Raw genomic sequence first — 20,669 nt, forward strand, 5'->3', positions numbered from 1 at the left:
CGGGCGGTCAGTGTGACAACGGACGAGAGGAGCCGGGGCGATGGGGAGCGGGACGGGTGACGGCGGGTACCTCGCGGCGCGGTTCGAGGAGCGGCGCGGGCAACTGCACGCGGTGGCGGTCCGGATGCTCGGCTCCGAGGCCGAGGCGCAGGACGCGCTCCAGGAGGCCCGGCGGCACCTGGAGCACGCCGACTCCGGCTGGCTGAGCGGTGTCGTCGCCCGGGTCTGCCTGGACCGGCTGCGGGCGCGCGCCGGTGTGCCCGCGATCCCCTGCGGCCGGCCGGAGGGGGAGGGGCTGTTCGCGGACTCGGTCGCGCTCGGGCTGCTGGTCGTCCTGGACCAGCTCGGGCCCGCCGAGCGGCTGTCGTTCGTACTGCACGACCTCTTCGGGATGCCCTTCGACGAGATCGCACCGATCGTGGAGCGCAGTCCGGAGGCGGCCCGGCAGCTGGCGGTCCGGGCCCGCCGGCGGGTGCGGGGCGGGGCGCCGGAGCCGGAGGCGGACCCGTTCCGGCAGCGGGAGATCGTCGACGCCTTCCTCGCCGCGGCCCGGAAGGGCAGCCACGAGGACCTGACCGCGGTGCTCGACCCGGACGTCGTGCTGCGGGTGGACGACGCGGAGACGGCGGTGGGCGCGGGCGCGGTGGCCCGGCAGGCGCTCACCTTCCAGCGGCTGGCCCCCTACGCGCGGCCCGCGCTGGTGAACGGCGTACCCGGTGCGGTCACGGTCCCGCCCGGGGGCCGGACGGTGGCGGCCATGGGTTTCACGGTGGGCGACGACCGTATCGTCGCCATCGACGTCTCGGCGGACCCGGCACGGCTGGCCGCCCTGGACGTCGCACTCGTCGACAACTGAGGACAGATCTACTTGACGCACTCGATGTCACCGGTGTCACTGGTGGAAGCCCTGCGCGCGGCGGGCTGCGTGTTCGCGGAGGAAGAGGCGGAGCTGCTGGGCGGGGCCGCCCGCGACGACGCCCACCTGGCGGAGCTGCTGGCCCGGCGGGTGGGCGGTGAACCGCTGGAACACGTCGTGGGATGGGCGGAGTTCTGCGGGCTGCGCATGGAGGTGGGCGAGGGGGCCTTCGTGCCGCGGCGGCGCACCGAGTTCCTCGTGGAGGAGGCGGCGGCGCTGGCCCGGCCCGGTGCGGTGGTGCTCGACCTGTGCTGCGGGGTCGGCGCCCTGGGCGCGGCGGTCGCGGCGCGGACCCCGGGCGGGGTGGAGCTGCACGTGGCGGACGTGGACCCGGCGGCGCTGGCGTACGCGCGGCGCAACGTGGCCCCGTACGGCGGCACGGTCTGGGAGGGCGACCTGTACGAGCCGCTGCCCGCCTCCCTGCTCGGCCGGGTGGACGTGCTGGTGGTCAACGCCCCGTACGTGCCCACGGAGGAGATCGGCCTCATGCCGCCCGAGGCGAGGGACCACGAACCGCGGGTCTCCCTCGACGGGGGCGCGGACGGGCTGGACATCCACCGCCGGGTCGCGGCGGGCGCCCCGCGCTGGCTGGCTCAGGGCGGCCGCCTGCTGATCGAGACGAGCGTCCGCCAGTCGCCGTCGACGGAGGCGGCCCTCGCCGCGGCGGGCCTCACGACCCGCGTGGCCACTTCGGAGGAGTACTACGCGACGGTGGTCGTCGCGGAGGCCTGACCAGGCAGAGGCGACGGGGAAGGCCGAGGCGAAGAGCACCGGGACGGACGGGTAGCCCGATCGGCTCCGGCCGGGTGGGAGATGTTGCAAGCAGGCGCTTGCAAAAGTTAGCAGGGTGGGGCAGGGTGGGGGCATGGCATCGCTCAACGTCGGAAACCTCGGCGAATACCTCCGTGAGCAGCGCCGCCAGGCCCAGCTCTCGCTGCGGCAGCTGGCCGACGCGGCGGGGGTGTCGAATCCGTACCTGAGTCAGATCGAGCGCGGGCTGCGCAAGCCGAGCGCGGACATCCTGCAGCAGCTGGCCAAGGCGCTGCGGATTTCTGCGGAGACGCTGTACGTGCAGGCCGGGATCCTGGATGAGCGGGACCGGGACGAGGTGGAGACACGGGCCGTCATCCTCGCCGACCCGTCCATCAACGAGCGGCAGAAGCAGGTGCTGCTCCAGATCTACGAGTCGTTCCGCAAGGAGAACGCGCTCGACCTGCCCGGAGCGACCGACGCGACCGGGACGCCCGACGACGAGATGCCGTCGAAGACGAACTGAAATTGATCCGGGAGGACCAGCCACATGGCCATCGCCGATGACCTGAAGAAGACCCTCACCGACCCCACCCCGCTCTACTTCGCCGCCGGCACCGCGGACCTCGCGGTGCAGCAGGCCAAGAAGGTGCCGGGTCTCATCGAGCAGCTGCGCGCCGAGGCCCCCGCGCGCATCGAGGCCGTGAAGAACACCGACCCGAAGGCCGTGCAGGAGAAGGCGAAGGAAGCGGCCAAGGAGGCGCAGGAGGCGGTCACCGCCAAGGTCGCCGAAGTGCTCGGCGCGATCGACGCCAAGAAGCTCGGCGAGACCGCCCAGGACCTGGCCCTGCGCGGGGTCGGCGTGGCCGCGGAGTACGCCGTGCGCGCCAAGGAGACCTACGACAAGGTCGCCGAGCACGGCGAGCAGGCCGTGCGCGCCTGGCGGGGCGAGGTCTCCGAGGAGATCGTCGACATCGCCGTGGCCGTGGAGCCCGCGCCCGAGGCGGAGCCCGCCGCGGAGCCGGCGGCCGAGGCCGCCCCCAAGAAGGCCTCCGCGCGCAAGAGCACGGCGAAGAAGGCCACGGTCGCCGCCGCGGCCGACGAGAGCTGAGCGTAGAAATGCGGCGGGCCGGGCACCTGGAGGGTGTCCGGCCCGTTGTGGTTCACGAGGGCGCTCGTGCCGGTAGCGTGGAATGCCCAGGTATGCGTAGGCGAAGAAGAAGGCGGTCGAAGCGATGCTGATGAACGGGTTCGATAACGGGGTGCTCCCGTTGCTCGGGTTCGCCATGCTGGCGCTCGCCGTCGTGGCATTCGTGTTCGCGCTGCTGGCGCGCGACGACGCCTACCGGGCGGCCGACAAGCAGACCAAGACCTTCTGGCTGGTCATCCTCGGCATCACGGTCCTCGTGGACTTCTTCCTGGCGTCGATGCTGTTCCTGACGATCGCCGGACTGGTCGCGACCATCGTGTTCCTCGTCGACGTCCGCCCGGCCCTCAAGCAGGTCTCGGGCGGCGGCCGGCGGCGCGGCGGCAGCAGCAGTGACGGGCCGTACGGGCCCTACAACGGCGGGCGGTAGCCCGGCCCTCAGCCTTCGGTGCGCGAGAGCAGGACCACGGCGACGTCGTCGGTGAGTTCGCCGCCGTTGAGGCGGCGGGCCTCGGTGACGGAGGCCTCCAGCAGGCCTTCGCCGCTCAGCCCGTGCTCCAGGTGGCGGTTGATCATCTCGACCATGCCGTCCTGCCCGAGGCGCTCCCTGCCCTCGCCGATCCTGCCCTCGATCAGGCCGTCCGTGTAGAGCATCAGGCTCCACGTGCCGCCGAGCTCGACCTGCCGGCGCGGCCAGCGGGCGCGCGGCAGCAGTCCGAGCGCCGGGCCGCTGTTCTCGTACGGGAGCAGCCGCGCGGGGCGGCCCGGCCTGGACACCAGCGGGGCCGGGTGGCCGGCCAGGCACAGGCCCGCGTGGCGGCCGTCGGGGGAGATGTCGACCGTGCACAGCGTCGCGAAGATCTCCTCGCACGGGCGCTCCACCTCCAGGACTTCCTGGAGGGTGGCCAGCAGGTCGTCCCCGCACAGTCCGGCCAGGGTCAGCGCGCGCCAGGCGATGCGCAGTTCGACGCCGAGGGCGGCTTCGTCGGGGCCGTGGCCGCAGACGTCGCCGATCATCGCGTGGACGGTGCCGTCGGGGGTGCGGACGGCGTCGTAGAAGTCGCCGCCGAGGAGGGCCCGGCTGCGGCCGGGCCGGTAGCGGGCGGCGAAGCGGAGGTCGGAGCCTTCGAGGAGGGGCGTGGGGAGCAGCCCTCGCTCCAGGCGGGCGTTCTCCTGGGCCCGCAGTTTCGATTCTGCAAGCTTGTACTGGGCGATGTCCGCCCGCTTTCTCTCCACCGCGTAGCGGATGGCGCGGCTCAGGAGCCGGCCGTCCAGCTCGTCGCGGAAGAGGAAGTCCTGGGCGCCGACCCGGACGGCCTCGGCGGCGCGCTCGGCGTCGGCCTCGGAGGTGAGGACGAGCACGGCGTGCCGGGGGGCGAGGCGGAGCACCTGGCGCAGGATCGCCAGCTGGTCGACGGCGGTGGCCGTGGCCGCGGCGCGGGGGCTCGTCTCCGGGAGGGACAGGTCGAGCAGGATGCAGTGCACGTCGGGGGTGAGCAGCCGCTCGGCCTCGACGAGGTTGCGGGCGGTGCGGAGCCGGATGCGGTGGCCGTCGGAATCGAGGATCTCGGGGACGGTGAGGCCGCCGGCCGGGTCGTCCTCGATGACGAGGAGGGTCAGGGGGGTGGTGTGAGGGGTCGCCGAAGAGGGGGCCGTCGCGATGGCGGTGGCCGTGGCCGTGCCGGTGGCGCCTGTGGCGGTGTGCAGAACGGCCTGACCGCTCGCCTCGACAGGGGTCTCCCGCTGCCTCGGTACGGGTACGGGCATCGTCTCCGGTTCCTTCCCTCCCCCCGAGGGTCGTGCGCTCGTCCGGCAGACCCTAGCGGCAGGGCCGGGCGAGCGGAATGCCGCTGTGGATCAGGAGCTCCGGCATATGCCGTTATCCCGGGGGAAATTCGGCCTCACTGGATGACAAACGTCACGACGGGGCCCTCGTTTCGTCCCGTCTGGCGAGACGTAGCCGGGGCCGAGTCGGTTGCCTCGTTCCCGACGATTCACCCGATCCGCCCCATTCCCGCCGGGGTGGTCCCGCGGCCCGTGCGGCCCCCGCCGGGGTCGGGCGCCCACCGGGACCCCCGCGGCCCGCACCGCCCCCGCCGGGGTCGGGTGTGCGGTGGGGTGCCCCCGCGGCCCGCACCGCCCCCGCCGGGGTCGGGCGCCCACCCGGGACCCCCGCGGCCCGCGCCGCCCCCGCCGGGGTCGGGTGTGCGGTGGGGTGCCCCCGCAGGGCGTCGAACGCAACCGCCCCGTACTTCGGCCGACCCCGTGGAAACGTTCGACGGCCGAGGAGGTACCCCGCCGCGCGCCCGGCCCCGGCGGGCCGTCGCCGGCGGGCCGCTGCGCGGGGCCGTTCCCCCACCCCGCCCCTTCCCGAAACCGGGCTCTGCCCGGACCCTCCCCCAGCTACCGCTGGGAGGTGCCCCCCTCCTCAAACGCCGGCGGGGCTGCAAGACCCGGGGCTCCGCCCCGGACCCCGGTCCTCAAACGCCGGACGGGCTGGATGGTGCGGCCGGGCCGGTTGGTGCGGGCGAAGCCCGCCCGCGCGGCCCGCAGGGCAACCCGCACCCGCCGCCCGCAGGGCACCTCGCACCCGCCGAGCCGCCCGCTGCGCAACCCGCACCCGCCGAGCTGCCCGCTGGGCAACCCGCACGCCGCCGAGCCGCCCGCAGGGCAACCCGCACCCGCCGAGCCGCCCGCAGGGCAACCCGTTCAACGGCTACGCGTCGGGGCGGACGACCGCCTTGATCGGCATCGAGCCCGCCCCCGCGATCGTGACGTTGCGGCCGGGCCGCGGGGCGTGGACCATCGCGCCGTCGCCGATGTACATGGCGACGTGGCTCGCGTCGTCGAAGTAGATGATCAGATCGCCGGGCCGCATGTCCTTCAGCGCGACCTTCGGCAGCAGCCGCAGCTGTTCCTGCGAGGTGCGGGGGATGCCCTTGCCCGCCGCCCGCCAGGCCTGGGAGGTCAGCCCCGAGCAGTCGAACGAGCCCGGGCCCTCGGCGCCCCAGACGTACGGCTTGCCGATCTGCGCGGTGGCGAACTGCACGGCCCGCTTGCCCGCGTCCGTCGCCGTGCCGTTGAGGTCCTTCAGCGCACCCGTCGACAGCCACGCCGTCTGCGCCTTGTACTGCGCTTCCTGCTCGAGCTGGATCAGCCGGGCCTTCTCCTCGGCCTTCAGCTTGCTCTCCAGCTCCTCCGCCGCCTTGATCTTCTCCTCGATCTCCTTCTTGGCGGCTTCCTGCTTGACCCGGTTGGCTTCCAGGACGGCCCACCGCGCGCTCGCGTCCGCCGCGTAGCGCCGCAAGTCGTTCTGGGCGCTGTCCAGTTCGGAGAGCATGCTGGAGGTGGCCTTCTCGCCCTGCCGCAACCGGCCCGCGCCGTCCAGGAACTGCGTCGGGCTCTCGCTCAACGCCAGCTGCGCACCCGGCGGCAGGCCGCCCGAGCGGTACTGGGCGCGGGCGGCGGCGCCCGCACGGCTCTTGAGGGTGTCGATCTTCGACTGCCCGGCCACGATCAGGTTGGCGAGCTCGACGATCTTCTCGGACTGGGCCTTGGTCTCGGCCTCGGCCTGGTTGTAGGCGTCGGTGGCGGCGCCCGCCTGGTGGTAGAGGTCCTCTATCTCCTTCTGGACCTGCTCCAGGGACTTGACCCCCGGTTCCGGTGCGGGTGCGGCCGGCGCGGCCGGTGCCGCGTGCGCCATGCCCGTCGCAAGACCCGGCGCGGTCAATATCGCCATCGCACACAGCAGTACGAGTGCGCTCGCGCCACGCCTTCGCCTCACGGCCCCCATGGTCCCCCCAGACTTCATAACTGACTATCCATCAGTAACTTGTCATCGCCTTCGGGATGGTGTCACGAGTCGATGAATTCCAACACCCTTGTGGATGTCCGGCCCGCCCAGCCCGGATTCATTTGAGCGCCCCCACCCCTGACGACTCAACGGGCCACCCGGATCACCGGTTCCCCGGCCCGCCGTATTCACCCCACCGGGCGCAAGGCCTCCCAGCGCACCGTCAGTTCCCCCTGCCGCCACCGCCCCGGACCGTCCGCCAGCGGCCAGTCGGCGGCCAGGTCCCGCGCCGTCCGGATCCAGCGCTGCCGCGCCCCGTACGACGCGTACGGGGCCGCCGCGGCCCACGCCCGGTCGAAGTCCCGCAGGAACGCGTGCACCGGCTCGCCCGGCACGTTGCGGTGGATCAGCGCCTTGGGCAGCCGCTCCGCCAGGTCCGAGGGCCGCTCCAGCGAGCCCAGCCGGGTCGCGAACGTCACCGTGCGCGGCCCCTCCGGGCCCAGCGCCACCCACACGTGCCGCCGCCCGATCTCGTCGCAGGTGCCCTCCACCAGCAGCCCCTCCGGCGCGAGCCGCGCGCACAGCCCCCGCCAGACCTCCGCGACCTGGTCCTCGTCGTACTGGCGCAGCACGTTCGCCGCGCGGATCAGCGCAGGGCGCTCCCCGCCGTCCAGCGGCACCTCGAAGCCGCCGTGCCGGAAGCTCAGGCCCTCCCGCTCGTACGGCTTCGCCCCCGCGACCCGGGCGGGCTCGATCTCGATGCCGACCACCCGCACCCGCGGCGCCGCCTCCCGCAGCCGCGCCAGCAGCTCGACCGCCGTCCACGGTGCCGCTCCGTACCCCAGGTCCACCGCGACCGGCGCCTCCGCCCGCCGCAGCGCAGCCCCGTGCGCAGCCGCGATCCAGCGGTCCATGCGGCGCAACCGGTTCGGGTTGGTCGTCCCGCGCGTCACCGTGCCCACGGGGCGGCCGTGCCGGTGGCCGGAGCCATGGCTGGGCGAGGGGGACGGGGTGCTGCGGGAGGCCATGAGCCGAGGTTAAGCGGAGCCCCCTCACCGCGGGAAAACCGGACCCCGGCACCGGAGCGCCGAGCCCTCCGCAAGAAAAATCGCGGAATCCCGGGCCATCCCGGAATGCGCGGGACCGCCATCCGGGTTGCACTCCTTGAAGGGCGCCCCGTGCGCTCCTGTCCGCATGCCCGCCAGCTGTACGAGTCCGTCCGAGCGAGAGGAACTGCTCCCTTGAGCCAGTACGTGTCCCGCATCGGCGGCAGTATCGGCGGCCGCCTCGCCGCCCGCGCGACCCGCCACGACCCGCCGCGGCTGCGCCTGCCGGCCGCCGTCGGGGGCCACCGCAAGCCGCGCCGCGTCGCCATGCTCAGCGTGCACACCTCACCGCTGCACCAGCCCGGCACCGGCGACGCCGGCGGGATGAACGTCTACATCGTGGAGCTGGCCCGGCGCCTCGCGGCGATCAACATCGAGGTCGAGATCTTCACCCGGGCCACCACCGGCGGGCTGCCGCCCGTGGTCGAGCTGGCCCCCGGCGTCCTCGTGCGGCACGTGGACGCCGGACCGTACGAAGGCCTGGCCAAGGAGGAGCTCCCGGCCCAGCTGTGCGCCTTCACGCACGGCGTGATGCAGGCCTGGGCCGGCCACCGCCCCGGCTACTACGACCTCGTCCACTCGCACTACTGGCTCTCCGGCCACGTCGGCTGGCTCGCCGCGGAGCGCTGGGGCGTGCCGCTCGTGCACGCCATGCACACCATGGCGAAGGTCAAGAACGCCGCTCTCGCCGAGGGCGACACCCCCGAGCCCGCCGCCCGCGTCATCGGCGAGACCCAGATCGTGGCCGCCGCCGACCGCCTCATCGCGAACACCGCCGAAGAGGCCGACGAACTCGTACGGCACTACGAGGCGGACCCCGCCAAGGTGGCCGTCGTCCACCCCGGCGTGAACCTCGACCGCTTCACCGTCGCCGACGGCCGCGCCGCCGCCCGAGCCCGCCTCGGCCTGCCGCAGGACGCCGTCATCCCGCTCTTCGCCGGCCGCATCCAGCCCCTGAAGGCCCCCGACATACTGCTGCGGGCCGTCGCCGTGATGGTCGACCAGGACCCCTCGCTGCGCCGCCGCCTCTTCGTCCCCGTCGTCGGCGGCCCGAGCGGGAGCGGGCTGGCCAAGCCGGAGGGGCTGCAGAAGCTCGCCGCCAAGCTGGGCATCGCCGACCTCGTGCACTTCCACCCGCCCGTCGCGCAGGACGGCCTCGCGGACTGGTTCCGGGCCGCGTCCGTCCTGGTCATGCCCTCGTACAGCGAGTCCTTCGGCCTCGTCGCGATAGAGGCCCAGGCCGCCGGTACCCCGGTGCTCGCCGCCGCGGTCGGCGGACTGCCCGTCGCGGTCGACGACGGGGTCACGGGCGTCCTCGTGCCCGGCCACGACCCGGTGGACTACGCGCGGCAGCTGCGGCGCTTCGTCGACGAGCCGGGGCTCACCGACCGGATGGGCGGACAGGCCGCCCGGCACGCGCAGTTCTTCGGCTGGGACACGGCCGCGAGCGCCACGGCCGACGTGTACACGGCAGCGATGCACGATCATCGCCGTCGCGTACGCTCCCACCATGGCTGACACCGCCGAGATCACCGCGATCGTCGAGAGCGCCCTGACCGGCGCGGAGCTGAGCTGGGAGAGCCCCGAGCCGGGCTCGTACGTCGTCCAGCTCCCCGGCACCCGCAAGCTGAGCACCACGTGCTCGCTCCGGGTCGGCCGGCACTCCCTGTCGGTCAACGCCTTCGTGATCCGCCACCCCGACGAGAACGAGGCGGGCGTCCACCGCTGGCTGCTGGAACGCAACCTCAAGCTGTACGGGCTGAGCTACGCGGTGGACCGCCTCGGGGACGTCTACCTCACGGGCCGGCTGCCGCTGTCGGTGGTGAACCCGGAGGACCTGGACAGCCTCCTCGGCACCGTCCTGGAAGCGGCCGACGGCGCCTTCAACACCCTGCTGGAGCTGGGCTTCGCCAGTGCGATCCGCCGCGAGTACGAGTGGCGCGTGTCCCGCGGCGAACCGACCTTCAACCTCGACGCGTTCAAGCACCTGACGCAGCCGACGCCCTGACGCGTCCCGCTACGGCCCCGCCGGACACCGTCCTAGACCTCGGCGGTGGCCGGCAGCGACGCGGACCCCGGCGCGGCAGGGGCCGTGGGCCCGGGTTCGGCCTTGGGCTCGGGGACGGGGACGGCCACCATGCCCGCCTCTGCCTCCTCATCCGACGGAGTCCCCGGCAGGTTCCGCATCAGCGCCCAGTACCCGAGCCCCGCGACCGTGCCCAGGGCCGCCGTCGTCCCCCACAGCCACTGCGCCCCGAACCGGTCGATGACCCACCCCGCCAGCAGCGGCGCGACCAGCGAGGCCACCGCCCACGACAGCGTGTACATGCCCTGGTAGCGGCCCCGCGCGTGCACCGGCGACAGCCGCACGACCAGGCCCATCTGGGTCGGCGAGTTGATGATCTCGGCCAGCGTCCACACGCACACCGCCAGCGCGAGCGCCCCGACGGACCCGCCGAAGGCCGTGAGCCCGAATCCGTACCCCGCGAGCAGGGCGGAGGCCACCAGCAGCCGCTGCGGGTCCCGGTGCTCGATGAACCGGGTCACCGGGATCTGGAGCAGCACGATCATCACGCCGTTCACCGCGATGACCAGGCCGTAGTCGCCGGTGGAGAAGCCCGCGGCGCCCATCGCCAGCGGCAGGCCGAACGAGCCCTGCATGAAGATCAGCGAGATCAGGAACGACAGGCCCACGACGCCCATGAACCGTGCGTCGCGCAGCACCGCGCCCAGCCCGACCTCGGGCTCCGCGGCCGCCGCGGCGGCGGTGTCCTTCACGGGCCGCGACTCGGGCAGCTTCAGGTAGACGAGGAGCGCGCAGACCAGCGTCAGCGCCGCCTCGCCCAGGAAGCCGGCGAGGTAGCTGTACTCGGCGATGAAACCGGCGACGGTCGAGGAGACGGCGAAACCGAGGTTGATCGCCCAGTAGTTCAGCGCGAACGCCCGCACCCGGTCCTCGGGCCGCACGATGTCGGCCATCATCGCCTGCACCGCCGGCCGGGAGGCGTTCGAGGCCATGCCGACCAGCAGGGCCACCGCGGCGATGGCCGCCGGGTGCTCCATGAAGCCGAGCAGCGCCACCGACAGGGCCGTCGACACGTTGGCGGCCAGCAGCGTCGGCCGCCGCCCGAGCCGGTCGGTCATCACGCCGGCGACGAGGGACGAAATCACCCCGCCGAGCCCGTGGAGGGCGACCACGAGTCCCGCGAAGGAGGCCGAGTAGCCCCGGTCCAGGGTCAGGTACAAAGCCATGAACGTGGCGACGAAGGCGCCGAGCCGGTTGACCAGGGTGCTCGTCCACAGCCACCAGAACTCCGTCGGCAGCCCCGACACGCTCTCCCGTGCGGCCCGTCTGAACCTGGCAACGGACATAAGGAATCCCCCCGGAAGAGTAAGTGTCACTAGAGCAGAACGCACGTTACGAGTGGCGGTCTGCGGGCGCCACTCAATTGACGCGGACCGTCAATCGGGGGCCACGGCACGGGGCGAGCGGGCGCCCCCGGGCGTCCATTAGGCTCGTACGCATGGCCGACGCACCGTACAAGCTGATCCTCCTCCGTCACGGCGAGAGCGAGTGGAACGCGAAGAACCTGTTCACCGGCTGGGTGGACGTCAATCTCAACGAGAAGGGCGAGAAGGAGGCGGTCCGCGGCGGTGAGCTGCTCAAGGACGCCGGCCTGCTCCCCGACGTGGTCCACACGTCCCTGCAGAAGCGCGCGATCCGCACCTCCCAGCTCGCACTGGAGGCAGCCGACCGCCACTGGATCCCCGTCCACCGCTCCTGGCGCCTGAACGAGCGCCACTACGGCGCCCTCCAGGGCAAGGACAAGGCCCAGACCCTCGCCGAGTTCGGCGAGGAGCAGTTCATGCTGTGGCGCCGCTCCTACGACACCCCGCCGCCGGCCCTCGAGGACGGTACGGAGTTCTCGCAGTCCGGGGACCCGCGCTACGCGTCGATCCCGCCGGAGCTGCGCCCCCGCACCGAGTGCCTCAAGGACGTCGTCGTCCGCATGCTCCCGTACTGGTACGACTCGATCGTCCCGGACCTGCTCGACGGCCACACCGTCCTGGTCGCCGCGCACGGCAACTCCCTGCGCGCCCTGGTCAAGCACCTCGACGGCATCTCCGACGCCGACATCGCGAGCCTGAACATCCCGACCGGCATCCCGCTCTCCTACGAGCTGGACGCCGACTTCAAGCCCCTCAACCCGGGCGGCACTTACCTCGACCCGCAGGCCGCCGCGGCCGCCATCGAGGCCGTCAAGAACCAGGGCAAGAAGTAACCCACAGCCGTGAACACGCCCCCGACCTGCGGTTTCACCCTCGGGTCGGGGGCTTGACGCACGTCGGTGCGGTACGGGGGCCGGACGGGGGGATCCCTGCGGCCGAACGGGCGACGGCGGGAGCGGAGCGGTGACCGGGGGCGATGGCGGGGCGTTTCCCCGGCATGAAGATCAATCGATTCTCCGCGGTCGGCGCCCTCGCCGGCGTAGTCCTGCTGGCCGGTGGCGCCCCTGCTCAGGCGGACCCGCTGCTGGACCTCATCGACAACCTCAACATCTCGGACCTCAACGTCTCCCGGGTCCTCAGCAACCCGGCGGTCGTCGTGACCAACGGCGGCTCCACCACCCTCTCGCAGGCAGAGCCGCTGCTGGCGCCGCTCGCGGCCCCCGCCGCCGCTCCGGCCGCCCCGGCCGCCGCTCCGGCCGCGCCCGCAGCCCCGGTTGCGGCCCCCGCCGCCCCGAAGCGCACCGTCCAGGCCGCCCCCGTCCTTCCGGGCGGTGCGGCGCGCATCGACATCGCCCCGTAGCGCCGGCAACTCCTCGGACCGCCGCACACGCGAGGGCCCCGTCCGCAGAACCGGACGGGGCCCTCGCGCGCGTACGCACGGCCGGCGTCAGCCGCCGCACTGGCAGGGGGCGCCGGACTGGCAACCGCAGCCGCAGCCCGAGCCGCAGCCGCAGGCCGCCAGCAGCGGGAGCCGCAGCGGCTCCGGCTTCGGCTGCTGCTCCTGCTCCGGGGTGATGGGGACGGGGGAATCGGGCATGGATCCTCCTCGCAGGCGACGAACGGGATGTCGTGCTGCCTTCGCCTCATTCATGCCCAGCCGCACCGGCGCGTCAACGGCGCATTGGTGCAGGGATCCGGGTTCCCCCGGCGCGGATCAGACGCCGTCGACGACCGTCGGCTGCTGGAGGTCGTCCGCGTGCTCGCCGGTCACCAGATAGACCACGCGCTTGGCCACCGACACCGCGTGGTCCGCGAAGCGCTCGTAGTAGCGGCCCAGCAGCGTCACGTCCACCGCCGTCTCGATGCCGTGCTTCCAGCGGTCGTCCATCAGGTGCTGGAAGAGCGTGCGGTGCAGCTGGTCCATCTCGTCGTCGTCCTGCTCCAGCTGGAGCGCCAGGTCGACGTCCTTCGTGATGATGACCTCGGCCGCCTTCGCCATCAGGCGCTGCGCCAGCTGCCCCATCTCCAGGATGGTGGCGTGCAGGTCCCGCGGCACCGCCGAGTCCGGGAAGCGCAGCCGGGCGAGCTTGGCCACGTGCTGGGCCAGGTCGCCGCTGCGCTCCAGGTCGGCGCTCATGCGCAGCGAGGTGACGACGATGCGCAGGTCGGTGGCGACCGGCTGCTGGCGGGCCAGCAGGGCGATGGCGCGCGCCTCCAGGTCGTGCTGGAGGTCGTCGACCTTCTGGTCGGATGCGATGACGCTCTCGGCGAGCTTCAGGTCGGCGTCGAGCATGGACGTCGTGGCCCGCCCGATCGCGGAACCGACGAGCCGGGCCATCTCGACCAGGCCTTCCCCGATCGAGTCCAGTTCCTCGTGGTACGCGTCGCGCATGTCTCGTGTCCTTCTCTCGACCTACTGCTGACAGCTGTGCTGCTGGTGTTCTGCGCCCGGATTCGGCTGCCCGGGCCCCACGTTTTCACGTTGAACCGCAAACGCGTCCGACTCCGGCATCACAAATGAATCAACCCCGTCGCCAGGGTGAACTCTGGGCGACGACTGTTCGAGGTGCCACCCGAACGGCTGTGGAAGTGTCGTCGGGCCTGCTTAACCTGGATCCATGGACGTGAACGCGGCGGTCGCCGCAGCTGCAGCGATCGCCGGTCTTTGCACCGGCGTCATCGCGATGCTGGCGTTCCGCTGGAGCGAGCGCGACCACGCCCGCCCCACCCGGAGCTCCATGCGCCCCGACATCAATGCGGTACTGCCGCCCGGCGTGGACACCGTCCTGTCGGTGCTGCGGTCCTCCGCAGTGGTGCTCGACGAGGGCGACGCGGTGGTCAAGGCGAGCTCCGCCGCCTACGCCCTCGGGCTGGTCCGCGGCGGCAAGCTCGCCGTGGAGCCCATGCTGCACATGGCCCGCGACACCCGCCGCGACGGGGAGATACGCCAGGTCGAGCTCGACCTGCCCCGGCGCGGCACCGGCCGCGGCGAGGCCCTCGCCGTCTCGGCGCGCGTCGCCCCGCTGGGCTCGCGCCTCGTACTGCTCCTGGTCGAGGACCTCACCGAGGCCCGGCGCATCGAGGCCGTCCGCCGTGACTTCGTCGCCAACGTCTCGCACGAGCTGAAGACGCCGGTGGGCGCGATCTCCCTGCTCTCCGAGGCGGTCATGGACGCCGCCGACGACCCCGAGGCGGTCAGCCGCTTCGCGGGCCGCATGCAGATCGAGGCCACCCGGCTGATCAACCTCGTCCAGGAGCTCATCGACCTCTCCCGGGTCCAGAACGACGACCCGCTGGAGGACGCCGAGCCCGTCCGCGTGGACACGCTGGTGGCCGAGGCCATAGACCGCTGCCGCCACACCGCGTCCTCGAAGCAGATCATCATGGCCGCGGGCGGCACCGCCGACCTGCGCGTCTGGGGCAACCGCGGCCAGCTCGCGGCAGCCCTCGGAAACCTGGTCGAGAACGCCGTCAACTACAGCCCCGCCCGCACCCGGGTGGGCATAGCCGGACGCAGGGTGACCGCGCCCGGGGGAGACTTGATCGAGATCGCCGTGACCGACCAGGGCATCGGCATCCCGGAGAAGGACCGCGAGCGCATCTTCGAGCGCTTCTACCGCGTGGACCCGGCCCGCTCCCGCGCCACGGGAGGAACCGGCCTCGGCCTTGCGATCGTGAAGCACGTGGCGGCCTCGCACGGCGGGGAGGTGTCGGTATGGAGCTCGGAAGGCCAGGGATCCACCTTCACCCTGCGGCTCCCCGAAGCGGCGGCGCAGTCCCCGGCGCCGGACCGCCACACCCACCCGACCCCCGCCTGACCTCGCATTCCCCAGCAACCGCTCCAGCCATTCCTGCCCCGGAGGACCTTCCGTGACCCGAGTGCTCGTCGTCGAGGATGAGGAATCCTTCAGCGACGCCCTGTCGTACATGCTCCGCAAGGAGGGCTTCGAGGTCGCCATCGCGGCGACCGGGCCCGACGGGCTCGACGAGTTCGAGCGCAACGGCGCCGACCTCGTCCTCCTCGACCTGATGCTCCCCGGCCTGCCGGGGACGGAGGTCTGCCGGCAGCTGCGCGGCCGCTCCAACGTTCCCGTGATCATGGTGACCGCGAAGGACAGCGAGATCGACAAGGTCGTCGGGCTGGAGATAGGAGCCGACGACTACGTCACGAAGCCCTTCTCCTCGCGCGAGCTGGTCGCCCGCATCCGCGCGGTCCTGCGCCGCCGCGGCGAGCCGGAGGAGGTCACGCCGGCCGCCCTGGAGGCGGGCCCCGTACGGATGGACGTCGACCGCCACGTGGTCACCGTCGCCGGCGCCAAGGTGGACCTCCCGCTGAAGGAGTTCGACCTGCTGGAGATGCTCCTGCGCAACGCGGGCCGCGTGCTGACCCGCATGCAGCTGATCGACCGGGTCTGGGGCGCGGACTACGTCGGCGACACCAAGACCCTCGACGTCCACGTCAAGCGGCTGCGCGCCAAGATCGAACCGGACCCGGGCGCCCCGCGCTACCTGGTGACCGTGCGCGGCCTCGGCTACAAGTTCGAGCCGTAAGCCGGCACTGCTCCGCAGCTACGGGAAGGGCCCCGGCCGCATCGTGCGGCCGGGGCCCTTCCCGTGTGCGTGCGTCACCGACTGCGTCAGTGGCCGGTGCCGTGCGAGGCGGTGCCGGACGGGGTGCCCGCCGGGGTGCCCGAGGCCGCGCCCGACGGGGTGCCCGCGGGGCTGCCGGACGGCGTGCCCGACGGGGTGCCCGCGGGGGTGCCGGACGGGGTGCCCGCCGGGGTGGCGCCCGGGACCGGGAGCGCGCCCGGGGCCGCGGTGGGGCCCCACGCGGCGTACATGCCGGCGGCGGGGACCACGAGGGCTCCCAGCGCGACGTCACCGGTGCGGCTGAGCTGGAAGACGACCCTCTGGTTCTCGCCGAGCTTGGCGGCCTCGGCGCCTTCCTCGATCACGGCGGAGGGGTTGCCCTTGCCGCCGAGGATCACGGACCCGCCGGCCGGGACGGTGACCTTGCCGGAGCCCTCGGCACCCTTCAGGGTGACCTTGCCCTTGCCACCCGTGAGGGTGATGGCGTCGATGGTCTGCTCCGTCTTGCCGGAGTTGAAGACCGTCGCCGAAATGGCGGCGGGGCCCTTCTTGTCCTTCTCGCCCTGGATGACCAGAGCGTTCTGGATCTTGATGACGCCCTTGGTGGTGGCGGAGTTGTCCGGCTTGATCTGGAGGGTCTGCGCGTCCTGGCCGGCGCCGCAGGCGGCCAGCGAGGCGATCGAGAACACGACGGCGGTGGCGGCGAGGGCGCCGCGTCGAAGGCTGCGGCTCACGGCGGCGGCATCTCCTTGGACGTACGGAACGGAAGGGTGGGTCCTCGGAACGGCCGAGGTAAAGCCGCTCTAAGGGTGTGTCAGCGGGCTCAGGTTACCGAGCCGCCACCCCGCCCCCGCACCCGACCCTCCGCAGCGCGGCGCCCGCCCTCGCGCGCTCGCCGCGATCTTTCATTCCACTCGCCGATCATGCGCCGCTTCGGCCTCTCCCCCGGCCCCGCTTCACGCCCTCCCTCATGTGCCGGTTCACGTGGGCTTCATGTGGTGATCACGTGGAGTGCCGTACGGCGTCCGCATAACACCGGGCGGACCCCGGTGATCAAATTCCGGGATTCCTTCGAACGGCGCTTCGTGATCAATTCAGGATTGGTCCGGAACCGATCCGTGCGGATGCCCGCCAGTCGAACGGAGTAGTTCGGTTTCCCGGCTCACAAACCGGCAAAACGGGACGTACGTCACACTGGCGGCGGCATCGGGGAGGTGTAGCGTGGCCCTTTCGCCTGGTCCGCGCAGCGCCCCCGACCTGCGAATACCCCCTTCCGGGAGCCCTTCGCAGCACGTTCCTGTTGCTGTTGTCAAGCCCTGAGATGTGCCCTGACCTGCGAAAACGCCATTCATAACAGTCAGTTCTCGTGTTACCCTGGATAGCCACGGAAGGGGTACCTGTCACATGACGTTCAAGGTTGGCGACACCGTGGTCTATCCCCATCACGGGGCCGCGCTGATCGAGGCCATTGAGACTCGTCAGATCAAAGGCGTGGACAAGACCTACTTGGTGCTCAAGGTCGCTCAGGGCGACCTGACGGTTCGCGTGCCTGCGGACAATGCAGAGTTCGTCGGTGTTCGCGACGTAGTCGGCCAGGACGGGCTGGACCGGGTCTTCGAGGTGCTCCGCGCACCGTACGCAGAAGAGCCGACGAACTGGTCCCGGCGCTACAAGGCAAATCTGGAGAAGCTCGCTTCTGGCGATGTCATCAAGGTCGCCGAAGTGGTGCGTGACCTGTGGCGTCGTGAGCGTGAGCGCGGGCTTTCCGCGGGCGAGAAGCGCATGCTCGCGAAGGCGCGCCAGATCCTGGTGAGCGAGCTCGCGCTCGCTGAGAACACGAACGAGGACAAGGCCGAGGCCCTCCTCGACGAGGTGCTCGCGTCCTGACGCGAGGCCCCGTACATCACGTTCTTCAAAACTGGGTGTACACAGTTGTGCCGCGGTGCCCGATGACAAGGTCCCTCTCCCACGAGGGGCCTGTTGCCGGGCGCTGCGGCATGTCTGCACTCATGCCCTTTTGATCTACCGTTTCAGAAGCCACCACCTCGGTGGCGTGCCGGGTCCGGGCAGCCTGCTCGACCGGTCGTCACGGAAGGGGCGAGGGGCGTCGCACCCGGCACGCTTCAGGCCATACCCATGTCGGCCGAAGTCACAAACCTGGCTCGGAGCTACTGATGTCTGACGAAACGCGCCCCCACCGCACCGCCGCGGTGATCCCGGCCGCCGGCCGGGGCGTACGCCTCGGTCCCGGCGCCCCCAAGGCCCTGCGGGCCCTCGGCGGCACCCCGATGCTCGTCCACGCCGTCCGCGCGATGGCCCGCTCGCGCGCGGTCTCCCTCGTGGTGGTCGTCGCCCCGTCCGACGGGGCCGACGAGGTGCGCCTCATGCTCGGCGAGCACGCGCTGCCGGAGCGGACCGAGGTCCTGGTCGTCCCCGGCGGCGAGACCCGCCAGGAATCCGTACGGGCCGGCCTGCGCGCACTCCCCGCGGACATCACCTCCGTGCTCATCCACGACGCGGCCCGCCCGCTCGTCCCCGTCGACACCGTGGACTCCGTCGTCGAGGCGGTGCACCGGGGCGCCCCCGCCGTGGTCCCCGCCCTGCCGCTGGCCGACACCGTCAAGGAGGTCGAGCCGGGCGAGCCCGGCGAGCCGGAGCCGGTCGTCGCCACGCCCGAGCGGGCCCGGCTGCGCGCCGTACAGACCCCGCAGGGGTTCGACGTCGCCACGCTGCTGCGCGCGCACGACGAGATCGCCGTCGACGGCGAAGGCGCCACCGACGACGCCGGCATGGTCGAGCGGCTCGGCACCACCGTCCTGGTCGTACCCGGCCACGAAGAGGCCTTCAAGGTCACCCGCCCCCTCGACCTGGTCCTCGCCGAGGCCGTACTCGCCCGCAGGAGGGCCACCGATGTCTACTGACCTCCCCCTGATCCCCCAGGTCGGGATCGGCACCGACGTGCACGCCTTCGAGACCGGCCGCGAACTGTGGTGCGCCGGCCTGCTGTGGGAGGGCGAGGACGGCCTCGCCGGACACTCCGACGGGGACGTCGCCGCACACGCCGCCTGCGACGCGCTCTTCTCCGCCGCCGGCGTCGGAGACCTCGGCGCGCACTTCGGCACCTCCCGCCCCGAGTGGTCGGGAGCCGCCGGCGTCACCCTCCTGGCGGAAGCCGCCCGTATCGTCCGGGCCGAGGGCTTCGAGATCGGCAACATCGCGATCCAGGTCATCGGAGTGCGCCCGAAGATCGGCAAGCGGCGCGAAGAGGCACAGAAGGCGCTCGCCGCCGCGGCGGGCGCCCCCGTCTCCGTCTCCGGCACCACCACCGACGGACTCGGCCTCACCGGACGGGCCGAAGGGCTCGCCGCGATCGCCACCGCCCTCGTGTACCGGACGAACCGGGCCTGAAAATGCCCGGAGGCGGCACTTCTTCGGCAACAAAGGTGCCCCACGGCCCCAAAGGGTCGCGGGGCACTGCTATGCGCGCACTACCCTGGATGCCGTGACTATTCGCCTGTACGACACCAGCGCCCGGCAGATCCGCGACTTCGTCCCGCTCACCGAGGGCTGCGTCTCGATCTACCTCTGTGGCGCCACCGTGCAGGCGGCCCCGCACATCGGGCACATCCGGTCGGGCCTCAACTTCGACATGATGCGCCGCTGGTTCGAGTACCGGGGCTACGACGTCACCTTCATCCGCAACGTCACGGACATCGACGACAAGATCATCGCGAAGTCCGCCGAGCAGGGCCGCCCCTGGTGGTCCATCGGCTACGAGAACGAGCGAGCCTTCAACGACGGCTACTCCGCCCTCGGCTGCCTGCCGCCCACCTACGAGCCCCGCGCCACCGGCCACGTCACCGAGATGGTCGAGATGATGCGCGGCCTCATCGAGCGCGGCCACGCCTACGAGTCCGAGGGCAACGTCTACTTCGACGTGAAGTCGTTCCCCGGCTACCTCTCGCTCTCCCGCCAGGAGCTCGACAACATCCGCCAGCCGGAGTCCACGGGCGAGACCGGCAAGCGCGACCCGCGCGACTTCGCCATGTGGAAGTCCGCCAAGCCGGGCGAGCCCTCCTGGGAGACCCCCTGGGGCCGCGGCCGTCCCGGCTGGCACCTCGAATGCTCCGCCATGGCGCACAAGTACCTCGGCGAGGCCTTCGACATCCACGGCGGCGGACTCGACCTGATCTTCCCGCACCACGAGAACGAGATCGCCCAGGCCAAGGCCTTCGGCGACGAGTTCGCCACGTACTGGGTCCACAACGCCTGGGTCACCATGTCCGGCGAGAAGATGTCCAAGTCCCTCGGGAACTCGGTCCTCGTCTCCGAGATGGTCAAGCAGTGGCGCCCCATCGTGCTGCGCTACTACCTCGGCACCCCGCACTACCGGTCGATGATCGAGTACAGCGAGGAGGCCCTGCGCGAGGCCGAGTCCGCGTTCGCGCGCATCGAGGGCTTCTACCAGCGCGTCATCGAGAAGGCCGGCTCGCCCGTCGAGCCCGCCGCCGAGGTCCCGCCCGCCTTCGCCGAGGCCATGGACGACGACCTCGGGGTCCCGCAGGCGCTCGCCATCGTCCACACCACCGTCCGCCAGGGCAACAGCGCGCTGGCCGCAGACGACAAGGACGAGGCCATCGCGCGCCTGTCCGAGGTACGGGCCATGCTGGGCGTCCTCGGTCTGGACCCGCTCGACCCGCACTGGGCCGAGGAGACCGACCGCGGCGAGGACCTCCACGGCGCCGTGGACACCCTCGTGCGCCTCGTCCTGGACCAGCGCGAGTCCGCCCGCGCCCGCAAGGACTGGGCCACTGCCGACGCCATCCGCGACCAGCTCCAGCAGTCGGGCCTGGTCATCGAGGACAGCCCCACCGGACCGCGCTGGACGCTCGGACCCCGCTGAACCGGGCAGCTCAG

22 protein-coding genes are annotated in these 20,669 nt (G+C 72.2%); 15 read left to right on the plus strand and 7 right to left on the minus strand.

Features of this window, described 5'->3' with window-relative positions; translation table 11 throughout:
* The first annotated feature begins 40 nt into the window (after nt 1–40).
* The 5 genes from ACIGFK_RS32245 to ACIGFK_RS32265 all read left to right on the plus strand — a co-directional run bounded on the left by ACIGFK_RS32245 (nt 41) and on the right by ACIGFK_RS32265 (nt 3,243).
* Nucleotides 41–856, plus strand: coding sequence for a sigma factor-like helix-turn-helix DNA-binding protein (locus ACIGFK_RS32245; protein WP_376659486.1), 816 nt, complete (start codon nt 41–43; stop codon nt 854–856).
* 24 nt (nt 857–880) lie between these two features.
* Entirely contained in the window at nt 881–1,648 is a 768-nt protein-coding gene (locus tag ACIGFK_RS32250) for a putative protein N(5)-glutamine methyltransferase (RefSeq protein ID WP_400054682.1), read from the plus strand.
* Between the two features lie 133 nt (nt 1,649–1,781).
* Nucleotides 1,782–2,192, plus strand: a complete 411-nt coding sequence (locus tag ACIGFK_RS32255) for a helix-turn-helix domain-containing protein (RefSeq protein ID WP_376659485.1) — start codon at nt 1,782–1,784, stop codon at nt 2,190–2,192.
* Between the two features lie 24 nt (nt 2,193–2,216).
* Nucleotides 2,217–2,777, plus strand: coding sequence for a hypothetical protein (locus ACIGFK_RS32260; RefSeq protein WP_376659484.1), 561 nt, complete (start codon nt 2,217–2,219; stop codon nt 2,775–2,777).
* Nucleotides 2,778–2,901: 124 nt separating this feature from the next.
* Nucleotides 2,902–3,243 (plus strand): DUF2516 family protein, encoded by a 342-nt coding sequence (locus tag ACIGFK_RS32265; RefSeq protein WP_376659483.1) that lies wholly within the window; start codon nt 2,902–2,904, stop codon nt 3,241–3,243.
* A gap of 8 nt (nt 3,244–3,251) precedes the next feature.
* On the opposite strand, the gene ACIGFK_RS32270 is transcribed toward ACIGFK_RS32265, so the two are convergent.
* The 3 genes from ACIGFK_RS32270 to ACIGFK_RS32280 all read right to left on the minus strand — a co-directional run bounded on the left by ACIGFK_RS32270 (nt 3,252) and on the right by ACIGFK_RS32280 (nt 7,634).
* A complete protein-coding gene (locus tag ACIGFK_RS32270; protein ID WP_376659482.1) occupies nt 3,252–4,580 on the minus strand; it encodes a PP2C family protein-serine/threonine phosphatase in 1,329 nt (442 codons plus the stop codon).
* A gap of 949 nt (nt 4,581–5,529) precedes the next feature.
* On the minus strand, nt 5,530–6,606 hold the full coding sequence (locus ACIGFK_RS32275; protein WP_400054684.1) for an NlpC/P60 family protein: 1,077 nt from the start codon (nt 6,604–6,606) through the stop codon (nt 5,530–5,532).
* Nucleotides 6,607–6,794: 188 nt separating this feature from the next.
* A complete protein-coding gene (locus tag ACIGFK_RS32280) occupies nt 6,795–7,634 on the minus strand; it encodes a class I SAM-dependent methyltransferase (RefSeq protein ID WP_376662296.1) in 840 nt (279 codons plus the stop codon).
* A 213-nt stretch (nt 7,635–7,847) separates the two neighbouring features.
* Here ACIGFK_RS32280 and mshA point away from each other — a divergent pair, with 213 nt between their 5' ends.
* Nucleotides 7,848–9,230, plus strand: coding sequence for a D-inositol-3-phosphate glycosyltransferase (mshA, locus tag ACIGFK_RS32285; protein ID WP_400054637.1), 1,383 nt, complete (start codon nt 7,848–7,850; stop codon nt 9,228–9,230).
* Nucleotides 9,223–9,720 (plus strand): YbjN domain-containing protein, encoded by a 498-nt coding sequence (locus tag ACIGFK_RS32290; protein WP_376662294.1) that lies wholly within the window; start codon nt 9,223–9,225, stop codon nt 9,718–9,720. Before mshA ends, ACIGFK_RS32290 begins: the two co-directional genes overlap by 8 nt.
* A 32-nt stretch (nt 9,721–9,752) precedes the next feature.
* Here ACIGFK_RS32290 and ACIGFK_RS32295 read toward each other — a convergent pair whose 3' ends face one another.
* Complete coding sequence (locus ACIGFK_RS32295; protein WP_376661789.1) at nt 9,753–11,084, minus strand: MDR family MFS transporter; 1,332 nt, start codon at nt 11,082–11,084, stop codon at nt 9,753–9,755.
* Between the two features lie 152 nt (nt 11,085–11,236).
* Here ACIGFK_RS32295 and ACIGFK_RS32300 point away from each other — a divergent pair, with 152 nt between their 5' ends.
* The gene (locus ACIGFK_RS32300; protein WP_386471763.1) at nt 11,237–11,995 is read left to right on the plus strand and encodes a phosphoglyceromutase; all 759 of its coding nucleotides are present in this window, start codon (nt 11,237–11,239) and stop codon (nt 11,993–11,995) included.
* Nucleotides 11,996–12,159: 164 nt separating this feature from the next.
* Entirely contained in the window at nt 12,160–12,522 is a 363-nt protein-coding gene (locus tag ACIGFK_RS32305) for a hypothetical protein (RefSeq protein ID WP_376661785.1), read from the plus strand.
* An 87-nt stretch (nt 12,523–12,609) separates the two neighbouring features.
* Here ACIGFK_RS32305 and ACIGFK_RS32310 read toward each other — a convergent pair whose 3' ends face one another.
* Nucleotides 12,610–12,759: a hypothetical protein gene (locus ACIGFK_RS32310; protein ID WP_376661784.1), complete on the minus strand. Its 150-nt coding sequence runs from the start codon at nt 12,757–12,759 to the stop codon at nt 12,610–12,612.
* A gap of 117 nt (nt 12,760–12,876) precedes the next feature.
* The gene (gene phoU / locus ACIGFK_RS32315) at nt 12,877–13,554 is read right to left on the minus strand and encodes a phosphate signaling complex protein PhoU (RefSeq protein ID WP_376661783.1); all 678 of its coding nucleotides are present in this window, start codon (nt 13,552–13,554) and stop codon (nt 12,877–12,879) included.
* Between the two features lie 226 nt (nt 13,555–13,780).
* On the opposite strand from phoU, the gene ACIGFK_RS32320 reads away from it, so the two are divergent.
* Both ACIGFK_RS32320 and ACIGFK_RS32325 read left to right on the plus strand, forming a co-directional pair.
* On the plus strand, nt 13,781–14,980 hold the full coding sequence (locus tag ACIGFK_RS32320; protein WP_376661782.1) for a sensor histidine kinase: 1,200 nt from the start codon (nt 13,781–13,783) through the stop codon (nt 14,978–14,980).
* A gap of 52 nt (nt 14,981–15,032) precedes the next feature.
* Nucleotides 15,033–15,713, plus strand: coding sequence for a response regulator transcription factor (locus tag ACIGFK_RS32325; protein WP_007265514.1), 681 nt, complete (start codon nt 15,033–15,035; stop codon nt 15,711–15,713).
* 86 nt (nt 15,714–15,799) lie between these two features.
* Here ACIGFK_RS32325 and ACIGFK_RS32330 read toward each other — a convergent pair whose 3' ends face one another.
* Nucleotides 15,800–16,486, minus strand: coding sequence for a DUF461 domain-containing protein (locus tag ACIGFK_RS32330; protein WP_386471758.1), 687 nt, complete (start codon nt 16,484–16,486; stop codon nt 15,800–15,802).
* 670 nt (nt 16,487–17,156) lie between these two features.
* On the opposite strand from ACIGFK_RS32330, the gene ACIGFK_RS32335 reads away from it, so the two are divergent.
* From ACIGFK_RS32335 to cysS, 4 genes are all read left to right on the plus strand, one after another.
* Entirely contained in the window at nt 17,157–17,639 is a 483-nt protein-coding gene (locus ACIGFK_RS32335) for a CarD family transcriptional regulator (RefSeq protein WP_003953493.1), read from the plus strand.
* 287 nt (nt 17,640–17,926) lie between these two features.
* Entirely contained in the window at nt 17,927–18,673 is a 747-nt protein-coding gene (gene ispD / locus ACIGFK_RS32340) for a 2-C-methyl-D-erythritol 4-phosphate cytidylyltransferase (RefSeq protein ID WP_386471755.1), read from the plus strand.
* Nucleotides 18,663–19,160 (plus strand): 2-C-methyl-D-erythritol 2,4-cyclodiphosphate synthase, encoded by a 498-nt coding sequence (gene ispF / locus ACIGFK_RS32345; protein WP_376658568.1) that lies wholly within the window; start codon nt 18,663–18,665, stop codon nt 19,158–19,160. The genes ispD and ispF overlap by 11 nt, the downstream gene beginning before the upstream one ends.
* 94 nt (nt 19,161–19,254) lie before the next feature.
* Nucleotides 19,255–20,655 carry a cysteine--tRNA ligase gene (gene cysS, locus ACIGFK_RS32350; RefSeq protein ID WP_376658569.1) on the plus strand — a complete coding sequence of 467 codons (1,401 nt, stop codon included), beginning with the start codon at nt 19,255–19,257 and terminating at the stop codon, nt 20,653–20,655.
* Nucleotides 20,656–20,669: the final 14 nt, after the last annotated feature.

Source organism: Streptomyces sp. NPDC085524 (assembly GCF_044541755.1).
Classification (GTDB): Bacteria; Actinomycetota; Actinomycetes; order Streptomycetales; family Streptomycetaceae; genus Streptomyces.